Origin of the sequence: Thiomicrorhabdus arctica DSM 13458 (assembly GCF_000381085.1) — a bacterium.
Taxonomy (GTDB): domain Bacteria; phylum Pseudomonadota; class Gammaproteobacteria; order Thiomicrospirales; family Thiomicrospiraceae; genus Thiomicrorhabdus; species Thiomicrorhabdus arctica.
In genome coordinates this window covers 38586-52837 of the sequence record NZ_KB905899.1, presented here as the reverse complement: position 1 = coordinate 52837, position 14252 = coordinate 38586, and the positions used below count along the sequence as shown (strand labels likewise).

The 14252-nt window shown below is 44.1% G+C and carries 9 protein-coding genes; 5 read left to right on the top strand and 4 right to left on the bottom strand.

Annotated elements, in window-relative coordinates:
* Window positions 1-65: 65 nt before the first annotated feature.
* The 3 genes from F612_RS0100230 to F612_RS12800 form a co-directional block, all read right to left on the bottom strand.
* Window positions 66-3800, bottom strand: coding sequence for a UvrD-helicase domain-containing protein (locus tag F612_RS0100230; protein ID WP_019555724.1), 3735 nt, complete (start codon window positions 3798-3800; stop codon window positions 66-68).
* Between the two features lie 2 nt (window positions 3801-3802).
* A complete protein-coding gene (locus F612_RS0100225; RefSeq protein ID WP_019555723.1) occupies window positions 3803-6655 on the bottom strand; it encodes a PD-(D/E)XK nuclease family protein in 2853 nt (950 codons plus the stop codon).
* A gap of 158 nt (window positions 6656-6813) precedes the next feature.
* On the bottom strand, window positions 6814-7626 hold the full coding sequence (locus F612_RS12800) for a M48 family metallopeptidase (protein WP_019555722.1): 813 nt from the start codon (window positions 7624-7626) through the stop codon (window positions 6814-6816).
* A 242-nt stretch (window positions 7627-7868) separates the two neighbouring features.
* On the opposite strand from F612_RS12800, the gene F612_RS11790 reads away from it, so the two are divergent.
* The 5 genes from F612_RS11790 to F612_RS0100195 all read left to right on the top strand — a co-directional run bounded on the left by F612_RS11790 (window position 7869) and on the right by F612_RS0100195 (window position 12080).
* Window positions 7869-8768 carry an RluA family pseudouridine synthase gene (locus F612_RS11790; RefSeq protein WP_019555721.1) on the top strand — a complete coding sequence of 300 codons (900 nt, stop codon included), beginning with the start codon at window positions 7869-7871 and terminating at the stop codon, window positions 8766-8768.
* A gap of 30 nt (window positions 8769-8798) precedes the next feature.
* Complete coding sequence (locus tag F612_RS0100210; RefSeq protein WP_019555720.1) at window positions 8799-9212, top strand: HIRAN domain-containing protein; 414 nt, start codon at window positions 8799-8801, stop codon at window positions 9210-9212.
* A gap of 155 nt (window positions 9213-9367) precedes the next feature.
* Window positions 9368-10261, top strand: a complete 894-nt coding sequence (locus F612_RS0100205; RefSeq protein ID WP_019555719.1) for a 3'-5' exonuclease — start codon at window positions 9368-9370, stop codon at window positions 10259-10261.
* A 357-nt stretch (window positions 10262-10618) separates the two neighbouring features.
* Window positions 10619-10960 carry a cold shock domain-containing protein gene (locus F612_RS11785; RefSeq protein WP_019555718.1) on the top strand — a complete coding sequence of 114 codons (342 nt, stop codon included), beginning with the start codon at window positions 10619-10621 and terminating at the stop codon, window positions 10958-10960.
* A gap of 262 nt (window positions 10961-11222) precedes the next feature.
* Window positions 11223-12080 (top strand): HDOD domain-containing protein, encoded by an 858-nt coding sequence (locus F612_RS0100195; protein WP_019555717.1) that lies wholly within the window; start codon window positions 11223-11225, stop codon window positions 12078-12080.
* Between the two features lie 77 nt (window positions 12081-12157).
* Here F612_RS0100195 and ggt read toward each other — a convergent pair whose 3' ends face one another.
* Window positions 12158-13909 (bottom strand): gamma-glutamyltransferase, encoded by a 1752-nt coding sequence (gene ggt / locus F612_RS0100190; RefSeq protein ID WP_019555716.1) that lies wholly within the window; start codon window positions 13907-13909, stop codon window positions 12158-12160.
* Window positions 13910-14252 lie beyond the last annotated feature (343 nt).

Here is a 14252-nt window from a genome sequence, read left to right as displayed (position 1 = left end):
ATCTGTCTATTTGGCGTTCATTCTAATCTAAAAATGGGTTTGAACCATGACGACCGTTGCCAAAATCAATTCAACTCGACCCATTGGTCGATATAGCTAAAATAGAGCACCCATTTTTGTGGACGATCTTCCAGTTCTGCAAATAAACGACCGTAACGTTCTAATTGTGGCTGATAATGCTCCACTTGCTGTTGGATAAACCGTTCCAAGCCTTTCTTATCATCGACCTTACCTTGATGAATACTGGTTTTGTAGTCGACAATCCAGCGCAAACCCGTTTCATCGACAAACGTTCTATCAATAATATGGTTGCTGACGAGCCCACCCTCTTCCAAAGCCGTCAGCGGTTGTTCGGTTTGTGATTCGACAAATGAACTGCCGAGCGCCCAACGCAACTGCGGATTGCCGATGGCGTTGGCCAAAGAGTGTTCGGTACGGTGTAAAGCTTCGTCTAACTCACGCTCTTTTAAGCCTTGCTGGCCTAACCACTGTTTGTAGAAAGGCAGACGTTGGGTTAGGCGTGTTGCATCCCAAACTTCAATGCCTTCGTCGACCATCTGCTCTAATACCGCATGCACGAGATTACCCACCGAGGTATTAAGCAATGCTTGTCGGCTGGCAAACAGAGTGTCGACTTCTGGTGACGTTTTATCGCTTGTAGCTTCCGTTACATTGGCTGTTTTGGCGGTGCCTGTATCGATATCGGTACTGATACTTGCAGTGGCGCTCGTACGAGCGATTTCGTCCTCACTCTTAACCAGATCAGCCTCTGGCTGAAACAGTGTGCTAAAACCGGCTCTTAACAGCGGTAAGCGACTGACTTTCGGCCAAGGAGATTTCTGTTGGCTTTGATCTAACTCCACAAACTCATGTTCGTGCAGTAATTTTGTAAAGGTTAAATTCACGCACGGCCACAACGCCTCCAGCATACTGCCTCTCACCGGATTAATCACCACGTCAATGTCTTCGGGTTCTTTGACGTTGATTTGCCCAAATAGATAGAGTTTTTGTTTGGCTCGAGTGGCGGCGACATACAATAGACGACCAAGTTCATAATTCTGTTTTTCCAACTCAAAGCGTTTCAGCAACAGACTTAATTTTGAAACGCCTTGGCCTTTTTGGGTAATCGGCGCAATCACCAATTTTTCAGCAGACTCGCCTAATATCTCGGACTCTGTCTCATCCGCCATAAACTGGAACCAAGAAACCAGTTCGGTATCATCGCCCCGTGGCTTGCGACCCAGACCAGGTAGGATGACGCTGTCAAACTCCAACCCTTTGGATTTGTGCATGGTCATCAACTCGATACGCTGACTCTCTGGTGAGCTGTCGGCTCGGGCAAACAACGCATCCATCATGGTTTCGAGTTGCTGAAAGTCCAACACTTCACCATCGAACTCCGCCAAGGTATGACAAAACACCTCGACATTCTCCAATGCCAAGTGTGTTTCCACCGTCTGCGGGCCATCCAGTTGAATCCAGCACTCTCTGACCAAGGTTGAGAAAGGCAGACTGCCTAAACGTGATAAGGTCTGCTGCAAGATGGGAATAACATGCACTAACCGCTGCAAACCTTCCTCTGAAAGCTGTTTTTCGGCCAGGATTTGTTGAAGTGACCAGGCCTGGTCGTTTGCTGATTTTGGATGCGACCCTTTGTCTAAGGCTGAGATTGGATAGGTTAAACAAGACCAGACAGATTGATAAGGCCAGTTGCCCATGACCGCAAACAGGTCATTCAACGATAGCCCAACCAAAGGCGAACGCAGTAACGCAATCCACGCCGCACGGTCAGACAGATGCAATAAAGCACGGCTTAACGCCAAACTATCCTGAACTTCTTGACGTTCGTTCAAGGCTTCCAGATCAACCGCTCTAAAACCAATGCCGGCTTGTTTCAATAGACGGGCAATGCCCATTAAACTGGAACGAGAACGGCCTAACAGAGCGATGCTTTTGCCGTCGCCTTCATTCAGTTCCGAGAGGCGTTGTTGAATAAGCGCCACGATCTCTTCGGCCTCTTCTTCATGCGAACGATTGACCGCCCAAAAGCTGTGCACCGCCGGCATTGTATCGGTTGAAAAGGCGACCGAATCACTGTAACTCACCGCGCCCTTTTCGATATTATTGGCTTTCGGCAGGACTTTGCTAAAGTTTTGATTGACCCAATCGACCACACCTTGGCTAGAACGGAAATTCACCTTGAGGTTCAATGGCGTTAAATTGACTGAACCGACCTTACCTTGCCAAACCTTGAGAAAGTTACCGACCTCGGCTTCACGGAAACGGTAAATCGATTGCATTGGATCACCCACGATAAACAAGGTTCGACCATCTCCAGGCTGCCAACCTGCAATCAATTTACGTATCAATGAAAACTGCTCACTACTGGTATCTTGAAACTCATCGACCAGCAAATGTTTGACTTGATAATCTAACTGTTGCGCCAAGTCGGTCGGTTCTAATTCATGACCTAATGCCTGACTGGCCGCTTGGGCGATCTCGATAAAATCGGCTTGTCCGCTGGATTGAAAGACCACTTTCAAATAGGCCGAGGAGACTCTTAATAACTGGATTAACCACTGTAGATCCAACCACTGATCATCGCTGTAATGCGGTTCTGGCAATTCCTTTAAAATCGCTAATGCATCCAAAACGTCTTTCGACTGATTGCCTTCTCGTAACCCTGCCAAGACATTTAGAAACTGGTCTTTACGCTCTTTGGCTTCGCCTTTGCCTGCGGGGAAACCATTGTTTTTGGTGACGGTCTTGCGAATACCTTTTGAGTCTTTGGTGATTAACCAATCCGCCAAACGCTGCCAAGCCTGAATGTCAGATAGCGAATCGCTCAAAGGCCAAGCGCCGCACAAGATATCTAACTCTGGCTGATCCTTTTGCACCGCGTATTCCGCCACCTGACAGGCTTCCTCCAACAGCGGTCGAACATGACTTAACATAGCAACTTGTTGCTTAAGTTCGTCTAACACAATCGTCTCTAAAGCGGATTCTAGATTCGCTCGGGAATCATCTCCGTTGAGGCGTAATAGATTGCCCATCCATTGGTCACGTTTTTTCAGCATATTCATCAACAGACTTTCAGCACGGTTAAAGCGACCGTTCACCAAACCTAAGAGACGCGCCACGGCTTCTTCTAACTCAGGTGTTTTTAAGGTTAAGTGCACCGCCTCTTTATAGGATGAATCCACCTTATGCGAAATCTGCGACGGCGCCCCCATCTTGGATAACAACGGCATTTGGCCGACCAGATAGCTGTTCAGACCATCAATGGTTTTGATGCGCAGACGGTTGGGGTTTTGCAGCAGTGACCAGGCCTGGTGGTTATTTTGTTGCAAGGCACTTTTCGCCAATTGCCAGGTATTAAAGTCGTTTAAGGTAGCGTTTTCAGGCAGCTCGGTCAACAATCCCATTTTTAACGCGCCCATAATACGGTCACGCATCTCAGCGGCGGCTTTTTTGGTAAAGGTCATCGCCACGATCTGTTCGGGTTGGTCGACTTGCGACAATAGAGCTAAAAATCGCTGCGTTAACAGAGCCGTTTTACCCGAGCCAGCCGGTGCTTGCACAATAAAAGAGCTAAACGGATTAATGGCTTCAAATCGGGCAAGCCCATCAATTAACTTTTTGTCTTCTTCAACGCCGAACAGTTCGGCCACGCCGGGGCGATCTTCAGTTTGAAAAACTGGGGTCGTTTGATCGTAAGCTGAATCGTAATTTGTGCCATTAGATGGTTCTTGCTCGGCGAACAAATCTAGGTTGGTCGTTTCTGTCGGGATGTTTGACATGATTAAGCCCCCCCTTGAAAGTCATAGTCGTTATTAGGGTTATTGTCATCTTCATCGGTGAAACGTTGCTGTTGCTTCATCTCTGGCAAACGCAATGCCAACTTACAATTGGCATATTGAATATCGGTCTCTTTATCAAAGGCCATCTCGGCACAGCCCAGTTGAATATCACTGGCCAGGTCGGAAACCTGTTGTCTTAGATGGCCTAAAAAATGCACCCAGGTGGTTTCATAATATTCATGGTTTTCCTTTTCAGCCATCTTGGCAAACACCTGAATCGAGCGGGCTTTGAGTAACACATCATCCTCTGCGGCTATGGCGCTAATTTTGACGCCATCGTCCGAATGCAACAGTCCATAACCAATGCCAGAAACGTCATCACTTACGGCATGCAAATACACAGCCAACTGTGGCGCTTTGGTGGGGGTTTTTAACAGGTCATTGATACTGGCTTTACCGGTCTTATAATCAATAATGACCTTTTCGCCCGCGACCTGATCGACTCGATCGATAATCACGGTAAACTCAATGCCTGCCAGGGTGATTTGATGTTTCTCCTCGGTGGCGACCACTTCAAAACTTGATCGACTTTTCTCAAGCTCTAGCCACTGCAAACACAACTCTAGAATTCGGGCTTGTTCCAGTTCTAAATAGGCGTTTTCAATGGTGCCTTGAAGCTCTTCAAAACTGAGCGTAATGTTATTTTGCAGACGTTCTGCCAATTCATCATCGCTCAACAGTAACATCGCATTCTGGGTTTTGGTCTCTTGCCAAAAATGCTCCAAAACCGCATGCACCAAGGTGCCCTGATTGGTGTTTTGCAAGCCTTCTTCGACGCTCTGCAAGCCATATTTTCCGCCTAAACGATAATCCATAAAGGCCATTAATGGACACTGACTTTGCGCCTGTAAAATACCGGTACCGCCAGGGGCTTTTGAGCCTTCGGCTACTTGTGGACCTTTGGTATCAAGCACCCAATCAATTGGCTGTTCGGTATCGCGTAATAAAAAGACCTGTTCGGCTAGTGAACGGTAATTGAGCGGAGTGTAAGCTGGTAACTCTATCTCTTGCATGACCTGGAATGCATCTCGACGAATTTGAATGAGCGGACTGGCTAATAACTCGGCATCGCCTTGATGTTGCGCATAACTCCAAACCAGCGCCGGAGCACATTCGGCTAAACGTTCAGTCACTTGTAAGGCGTAATCTAATTCACGTTTTGCATCGCAACGCGGCGAACGCAGCTCTCTTTGTAAGGCCATCGGTAAAAAAGGATTGGGATTGGGCATTCTCGGCCAGGCTTCATCGGTTAACCCCATGACCCACAAGGCATCAAATTGTTGACCACCGGCTTCGAGCATTCCCATAATCTGAATGGGTTGCAGCCCTTTACTTTGCGATTGGTGTAGTTGCTCTGACAGAAAACGTCTAAAGAGCGATAACCAGGCAGAGACCGACTGCTTGCCAACCATTTCAGTGACCATTGAAAAATGGGTGACAGCGCTTTCAAACGCCGTTTTTTGTTGGTATTCGTCACTGTTTAAGGTTCTGCTACCAGGCCAGCTTATCAACTGTAAAACATCCCAGGTGGCTTGAATGAACTCCGTTAGGCTCAATTTAGCAGGCAGTTCGAGTACCGCTTGTTGGCGTAAACTTTGTAATAAGACTTTGGGTAAAGCTTTGGCAGACTCGGTCTCCAACAGACTCGGCCAAGCAAAATTAGACCACTGTAACCGTCTAAAACCGGCATCGGCTTGTTGGCGCTGCACAAAACTGCCCTGACTATAAGGCGAGATTAACCACTGACTCCAGTCGGCATAGGTACAAGGCTTTTTGGGGCGTAAAAATAGTTGTAAACTCAACCAGGCATTTTGTACCAGTGGCAACGTCAGTAATGACTCCCCTAAAGACAAGTTATAAAACGGCGGTGTCGTCCGCCTACTGCTGAGTTCTTGCAACCCTTGCAAGCTCAGTTGCTCATCCAAACACTGGCTTAAGGCCACTTTATAATCGGCTAGATTGGGCGACACCACGCCAATTTTAATTTCATGGGCGGGTTTTGATAAAGCGAGGGCTTGGGCTTGCCATTGTTGAACACACCATAAGGCCACTTGCTGTACTTCATCTTGCGCGTCTAACGCGCTATGCAGAGATTGATTGGTTAGATTGGCATGAGACGTTATGTCTGCTTCAGCCACCTGACACTCTAGCGATTCTACAATCGTTTGCCATTGTTTTATTTGAGGAGTTATTTCATCAAAACCATGTAAGAAAAAGGAATCTGGCAGTTTACCTTTGCCCATTTTCAACCACACCAAACGCTGTTGTTGTGCTAAGACATCATCCAGCCAATTGTTGGCTTTTAACTTTTTAAGATAACGAGCCTGACAGCTTTTGAATAACTGAGTCTCATTTGATTGAAAAGGCGTGTCTAACCAATCTTCTGGAAACCAGGATTGTGCAAGTGACCAGGCCTGGTAAAGTTGTTTGGCCGTACTTGAGACGTTGAGCAACGCAATGCTTTGAATGTTATGGGAGGCATTGTTACCTTCCGTTTCTTGATCCGGTTCTCCTGAGTTGGCCAAATGACTCAAAGCTGTTTCACGAGACTCTAGCTCCTCTTGTAAGACCTGCTCCCACAACCACTGCGCCTCAAAACCACTTAAGACTTTACTCGGCAGTTCATCAAACGACAATTCGCCACGCAGCAAACACCCTTCTTGCCATAGCGTCCACCATTGGCCAAACGTCATAATCTCCGGGGTTTGAATCACCGAATGACTTTGCTGCTGTATGGATTGCTGTTTAAGCGTCGCGCTTAAACGACTGTTGGCGGTGATATGGATGGTTTTCATCAAACTCGCTTCTTACGGAAATGGTTCAAAAATGGTTTATAGAGATTTTACAGACGGTGTAGAACCGTTGCTTGAGAACATGTAAAGAAGTGGCTATTATGGCAAATATTCAGGGTATAAGTTTGTTAACGCAGACAAATAAGTACGATACTCCTAAATCAAGCTAACAATTGAATCCAGCGTGCCCCATGGGTTTTCATGACCAATTTTGCCTCTGGCGTTTGCGGGTAGTGCTGGTTGACCAATGCCCAAAAGTCTTTTGAGTGATTGGCATGGACTAAATGACATAGCTCATGCACCACAACATAATCAATCACCCAACTTGGCGCTTGCATTAGACGCCAATTGAATTGAATTCGACCATCGGCATAACAGCTACCCCAACGCGACTTATAACCTTTGACTGTGAGACTTTTCGGCTTTACACCGATTTTCTGCGCGTAATGAGCTAATTTAGGTTCAAGGTATTCCACCGCTTGCTTGTGCATAAAGGCTTGAATATTTTGACAGACCTGGGTCGCGTAGTCATCGGCACTCAATTGGCCGTAATGCTGTTCATTCCAATAAAGAGAACAGGTTGCATCCTCTATCAACACATCTGCAACGGTCTCATACGGAGCTGTTTCGTTATGCTGAATACGAAAAACCGTTTTCGCTCCTAAAAACTCTAGAATATCGCCCTTTTTCCCTTTAAAAAGTGACATGGATTGAGAAGAGGCATAGCGCATCTCTAGGGTATTAAGTGTTTTATGTAGCCATTCATGATGCCCTGTTAACAAAGCTAACAAGCGTTTATTGGAAAAGTGTTTGGGCACTAAAATAGCGACACCTGCAGGACGCGTTTTTAAGGCAATCGACTTTTTGCGTGTAGTGCGCACGATAGGCAGCCGTTGATGACCCACTTGAAAATGATTCAAGTCGGGTTTTGTTTCAGATTTGGCTTTAAGCTTTAAAGACGAGAATAAAGACATATTTTATCTTTTATTTGGGACCTTCACTGAAGTCGGCTTCAAATCGCAAACGACGTTTAAATATCGTTTTTAACAACAATTTATTATAGGTCTGTTTTGAACAAAAAAGGGTTTTTATGATTTAAAAACCAGGTCATTTGAGTCCAATTGCTTAGAGTACAGTTTTAGAATGCTCTGTCATTGTTTTATCAAACCGATTTATGCATTTATGCATTTATGCATTTTACTCTATACTACTCACTATGAATACAAAGCCAACACAGCAGCACTATAATCTTACGATTGAGCATCCTGGAGATGCCCTTGAACACTTGGCGGAGCAGACTGGTTTAAGTAAACAACAGTTGAAAACCTATGCTCTTAAAGGCGCGGTTTGGTTGACGCAATTTAGTCCATCGAAACCCTCTAAACCGGAACGTCTCAGACGTTTGAAAAAAGCACTGTTACCTGGAATGATTTTAGATTTTTACTATTTTCCCGAGTTGTTAAATGCAGAGCAACCCCCTGCTCAGCTTATTGAGGATAAACAGGGCTATTCAGTTTGGCTGAAACCTCGCGGCATGCTGTCACAAGGCTCTAAATGGGGCGACCATACGGCGCTGTATCGTTGGGTAGAAATGCACTACAAACCCAACAATGAAACTCGTCAAGCCTGGATAGTACACCGTTTAGACAGAGCCACTCAAGGAGTGATGTTACTTGCGCACACTAAAAGGATGGCGCAAACCTTGAGCCACACATTTGAAAGTCGTCAAATTCACAAATCTTACCAAGCGAATGTATGGGGCGAATTTCCAGTAAAAGCCCAAACCATAAATTTAGCAATTGACGATAAAACTGCGATCAGCCACGTCAGGTTAATAACCTACAATGCTAAATTAAATATCTCGCGGGTTGAGGTGGATATTGAAACCGGCCGCAAACATCAAATTCGTCGACATCTGTCTGCATCCGGTTTTCCTATTATTGGTGATCGTTTATACGGTGATGAGTCATTGGATTTGGCCCTACAAGCAAATGGTGAAAGTCGGCCTGATTTGCAACTTACCGCTTATAAACTGAGTTTTGTATGCCCTCTCTCTCAACAAGTCACACTGTATGTCTTAACGGAACAACAACTGGATTTAATGACGGTTGAATAAGTATTAAGGGATTACAACGAAGGAGAGGACATGTTACAACGTTACCGGCTACCGATTAAAGGGACTTTTTATTATGCGGCCGAGATCGCATTTGATGAAAACCGGCTGACCCTCAATACCGTATTGCGTTTAATTGCTGAGCCTGACAATGAGTATGACCATCATGCCTTACAAATTGTTCTTCCAATAATACAAGATTCTTCAAACCAGGAAATGCCTAGTATGGAATCTTTAAATCCCCATACTCCAGGACTACTGTTGGGCTATGTCCCAAGGCAACTTTCGTCTATTCTAAGCCACCAATTAAAATCGTCTTGTACATATAGTCTACAGGTTATCCACAGGGCGAAATTAGGCAAACGTATCGAAATAGAGTGTCTCCTTGAAATGCATTTGCCCTGGTTTACCGCCTTGAAGTTCCGCCTCTTGATCCTATGGGTTTAGCAAATAAAACGGATTAAAAGAGTGTTACGCTATTTAACACAGACAAACGAATGAGAGTCTTTTGAACACTTCTTATTACTTTAGTGCGTCACAATTGCTACAATCCAATATAATCAAAACGATACAACATACATTACGCGAGCTTATTAAATTTGATGACACCGACGAACACCGACCAAAGTAATCAACAACAGTGTGCCAATTTACTGAATTTATCTGAGGATTTTCAGGTATTAACAAAGGTCAAGCCGACCACTGTATTCAATACACCAACGCCTGAAAATTGTCACCGTGTCTGTGTGATTGATACCGAAACAACGGGGTTAGACACTGACGTTTGTGAAGTGATTGAAGTCGGTTATCAAATTATTGAATTTGATTCACTCGGAAATTTCTACCAAGTACTCAGTTCACAAAACTTCTTGAATGAGCCGCAAGGTGAAATCAGTGCAGAAGTGACTCGCGTGACCGGAATCACCCTAGACGATGTTAAAGGTCATAGCATTCCTTGGGACAAAGTGGCGGAGGACATTGCCCAAGTACAACTCTGCGTCGCCCATAATGCCGCTTTTGATCGCCCAGTACTTGAACGTTACCATGACGTATTTTTGAATAAGATCTGGGGATGCTCAGTCGCTCAAATAGATTGGCAAAATCTAGCCCATGTTAGCTCGCGCAGCCAAGAATTTTTATGCTGGAAGGTGGGGCAGTTTTTTTACGGTGCCCACCGTGCTTTAGATGATGTGCAGGCACTTTGTCAGCTTCTGTCCATCCCCATATCAGAAGATAAACAGCCGGCTTTTTATTATTTACTGCACTCAATCCGCCAAAGTAAATCTCTGATTAAAGCCAGTGGCGCACCGTTTGCCGTTAAAGATGCCCTACGATCACGCGGCTATCGTTGGAATGCCGATGAACGCGTATGGCAACAAGTGATTGATGATGCCAACCTACAAGATGAATTGGCCTGGTTAATCGATCACAAAACGCCGAATCCCACGATTATAAAGCTGAAAGCGACGGATAGCTTTTCATTAAGAGCTCGTTAGAATTTAGCCCCTCTTTATTCACGTTGCTTCAGAATTAAAGATTTAAAGAGTTTGTCCTGATTTTTTAAAATCTCACAAGAAATGAGACAGAATCCAATCAGGTTAATATAATAGAGACCTTTGCACGGGACCATAAACGAATAAAAATGGCTAAAATGTCACTGCTTTTCGTTGAAAAACTTGTCAATAGCTAGCTATTAACTACGTTTTCCGTCTTAATCAGTAAAATTTTATCTAATTTTTCTCTCGTATTTGACTCATGCAATGGTCTCTAATAGAGTTTTTGTACGAGTCGACTATCGACAAAAAGAGTTGTAGTTTCAATTTTTCCAAGATTAAGTGTTAGGAGTGTTATAAATGAGTTCAACGGACAACAATACATACAAAGGTCAACTAAAGCGATGGAACGATTCAAAAGGCTTTGGTTTTATTGGTGCTGAAGATGAAGACCGCGACATATTCATTCACATCTCAGAACTAAAGCAAATGACTCGTCGCCCGACCATTGGTGATGTCATCACTTATCAAATTCAAGTACAAGACGACGGCAAGAACCGGGCCTATAATGCACACATTGAAGGCGTTGACGTTTTTAAATCAAAAGGTCAGAAAAATAGCATGCTTTCTTTAAAGAATAAGTGGGTTATCACATTCATCATCATTGCAATTATTGCCGTCACCTATTTTGTGGCGACATAACCCTTAATTCATTCATGACATTTGAACCGGTATCCTTGCATACGGGTTCACATGCCAAGACTGAAGCTTTTTAAAAATAAGGCAAATGCAATATACAGTGGTCATTGCTACCACTTTAATCAAACAAATGATATCAATTCGTTACGATCACACAATCTCTAGGGTTTTTATTCTCTAGACAAATAGCATGCTTGGTGGTTCAATTCCTATCTAGAACGTCTTATTACCTACAATAAGCCGACTTTATACCCAAAAGGGTTGCATGAAACAACGATTAGCGATCGCCGCGAACATCTTAAGCAAAGCAAAACTGCCAAAAATTCCTAATGAAGTGGCTGCCCTGCAAGATGAGTCACTGCATAAAAATCCAAATACAGTTGTCATTGCGCAGTGCATTAGTCGTAACCCCAAATTACTCACTCGCTTTCTCGCGGTCTCCTCTTTTGTGTCTAAAAAAGAGGTGACCACTGCCAAGCAAGCGGTTGATATATTAGGAGTCAAAGGCGTATTTACCCTGTTTTTTTCGAATGCCATTGAGTATGTGTTTGAATCTGCGGATGACAGTGCCGATATTATCAATCACTCCATTAAAGTTGCGATTGCTCTGGCTGAGCTTTCAGGTCGATTAAATATTTCTAAAAGTGATTGTTATTTATTTGGTTTATTGCATAACGTCGGTTATATCGTCTTAAGCCGTTACGATAGCTCTACTTATAAAACACATTACTTAAAGAGTTTATTAAGCCCTTCTACGGCCTCCGAAAGAGAGATGGAAACGTTTGGCACCAGTGCGAAATTTATTGGAGTGTATGTTGCAAAAAAATGGCATGTCAAAAACTCACTCTATGGCGCGATCTTATTACAAGGTACTGACCACCAAAAGATCGATGATTCGGAGCATAATATTTATGAATTGGTTCATTTACTGAATATTGCACGCTCAGTGGTGGCTCACACAGAAGATAAACGTTATGTAACGGAAGAAATACAAAGTAGTAGTTCGGATTCCATGGCTAAATTAGGAATCACCAATCTTGAATTTTCCAGAGCCAGAGCACAGGTGGCAAAAATGACACAAGACTTAAAGTCGTCCGCAAAAAGTGCGCTTCAAGAAAAATAGTCACTTTTTAAGAGACTGAATCACCCCTTTTTCCACAAACTGTTTTGATGATTTAATGCTTCTAGATTTAAAGTGAATTAATCTAGTGAAAATACCTCAGAAACGCCTTGCCCTCGTTTATCAGACGCCGCTTGCCAGTGTCCATTAATATTAGCAATGAGTTGCACATCGCCCATGTAACTGTTGTGCTTTAGGTGATAACCCATTAACTCCAGTGCTGCTTTGGTTGCATCGGACAATTCTGGATTATATGCAATTTGGTTTACGGGTAATAGTTGATGATGTACTCGTGGAGCATCCACTGCTTGTTGGGCACTCATGCCCGATTCGACCACATTGACAATTGCCTGAAAAACCGAAGTGATAATCGTTGAGCCACCGGGTGTGCCAACGACCATTTCAACCTGCCCACCTTTTAAAACAATGGTCGGCGACATAGACGATAACATCCTTTTACTCGGAGCGATTTCATTTGCCTTGCCTCCGACGACACCAAATACATTGGCGACACCCGGCTTAGTGCTAAAATCATCCATTTCATCATTCATCAAAAAGCCAGCCCCTTCGATTACCACTCCACTGCCAAAAGGCATATTCAAAGTGTAGGTATTCGAAACCGCCATTCCTTGACTGTCGATAATAGAAAAATGCGTGGTTTCTGGCGATTCTAATTTTCCGGGTTTAAGGCTTTCAGTATCGGATATGTTGTCCAGCAACACACCTTTAATTCGAGACGTAAGGTAAGTCTCCGAGATGAGTTGTTTAATAGGTACGTCAATAAAATCGGGATCGCCTAAATAAAAGGCTCTGTCAGCATAAACTCGTTTTTCCAACTCCGCATACACATGCGCTTTAAAAGCCTGCTCCGGTAGATTGGCCTCTGCTTTAAGCCAACTCGGTTTGTGGCTCTCCTCTAATAAGGACTTCATCTTTAACAATTGGATAATTGCGATACCGCCAGAACTAGGCGGTGGTGCAGACACAATGGTACGCCCTTGCCATTGTCCCTGAACGGGCTGTCGCCAAATGGCTTGATACCCCTTTAAATCCGCTAATGTAATCAACCCCTTATCAGCCATGGATTCTGGTTTTTGCATTTGCTTAACAATTTGTTGGGCTATTTTGCCCGTATAAAAAGCATCCGCCCCCTGTTCCGCAATTAACGTTAAGGTCTTCGCCAGTTCTGGCTGTTTAAAAATGCTGTTGGTTTTGAGGTCTGCAAAATACGCTGTATAATTGAGCGGAATTGGCGATTTATCAATGATCCACTGTTGATACCAAATCGCTCGTTGCGCTAAAGGCTCGGAGACAACAAAACCTTGTTTAGCCAATTGTATGGCCGATGACAATAAGCGCTTCCATGGCAAATGACCAAAACGTTGGTGAACTTTCCACATCCCTCGAACCGTTCCCGGAACCCCCGACGCTTGATAACCCACTAAGGAGCGATATGGAACCACAGCCTTATTGCTATCCAAATAAAGATCACGAAATGCCGCTAAAGGGGCTTTTTCACGATAGTCTAAAAAGTAACTCTTACCTTGGTTCGGCTCATGAGTGGCGTTATTAGACTGTTTGTTAGGTTCAAATAATGTTAGAAACCCACCTCCGCCTAAGTTACCCGCTTCTGGGTAAGTCACAGCTAATACAAATGCTGAGGCTACAGCAGCATCCACGGCGTTTCCACCCTGCATTAAAATCTGCTTTGCGGTCTGCGCACTGTATATATCCGGCATTGCGATTGCAGCCGGTTGTGCCATCACTGTCCATGGCAAAAACCACACACTAATGACAGAAATATAAGTCGATGAGGTTTTAATCAAACTCATAAGAGTTCATCCTTTATGTATTTTTCATGAGGCCTTAGTCGGTCAAAAGCGTTAAAAAGCGGTGGGAAATTATATTCCATTTAGTCTTCTCAATGCTCACCAAGCTAAAAGCAGCGTTCACAGGAACTTCAAAAACGGCTTGTCCATTCTGCCACGGCATCTGGTTTTAACGACATGATTGAAATTTTATCAAGGCTCTACTGTAAGTCAATATACTTAGCAGTATACTACTATAGTATAAACGGAGTGCATGACACCAGAGACTTTACTGATGCCAATAAGAGTCGTCTTTTTTTTTTGATTCCATTCTACACAATTCAACTCAAGTTTCTAAATTGTTAAG

Excerpts from the sequence above, each read along its gene's own strand:
- F612_RS0100230 (WP_019555724.1), bottom strand. The coding sequence starts at position 3,800 with ATGTCAAACATCCCGACAGAAACGACCAACCTAGATTTGTTCGCCGAG.
- F612_RS0100225 (WP_019555723.1), bottom strand. The coding sequence starts at position 6,655 with ATGAAAACCATCCATATCACCGCCAACAGTCGTTTAAGCGCGACGCTT.
- F612_RS12800 (WP_019555722.1), bottom strand. The coding sequence starts at position 7,626 with ATGTCTTTATTCTCGTCTTTAAAGCTTAAAGCCAAATCTGAAACAAAA.
- F612_RS11790 (WP_019555721.1), top strand. The coding sequence starts at position 7,869 with ATGAATACAAAGCCAACACAGCAGCACTATAATCTTACGATTGAGCAT.
- F612_RS0100210 (WP_019555720.1), top strand. The coding sequence starts at position 8,799 with ATGTTACAACGTTACCGGCTACCGATTAAAGGGACTTTTTATTATGCG.
- F612_RS0100205 (WP_019555719.1), top strand. The coding sequence starts at position 9,368 with ATGACACCGACGAACACCGACCAAAGTAATCAACAACAGTGTGCCAAT.
- F612_RS11785 (WP_019555718.1), top strand. The coding sequence starts at position 10,619 with ATGAGTTCAACGGACAACAATACATACAAAGGTCAACTAAAGCGATGG.
- F612_RS0100195 (WP_019555717.1), top strand. The coding sequence starts at position 11,223 with ATGAAACAACGATTAGCGATCGCCGCGAACATCTTAAGCAAAGCAAAA.
- ggt (WP_019555716.1), bottom strand. The coding sequence starts at position 13,909 with ATGAGTTTGATTAAAACCTCATCGACTTATATTTCTGTCATTAGTGTG.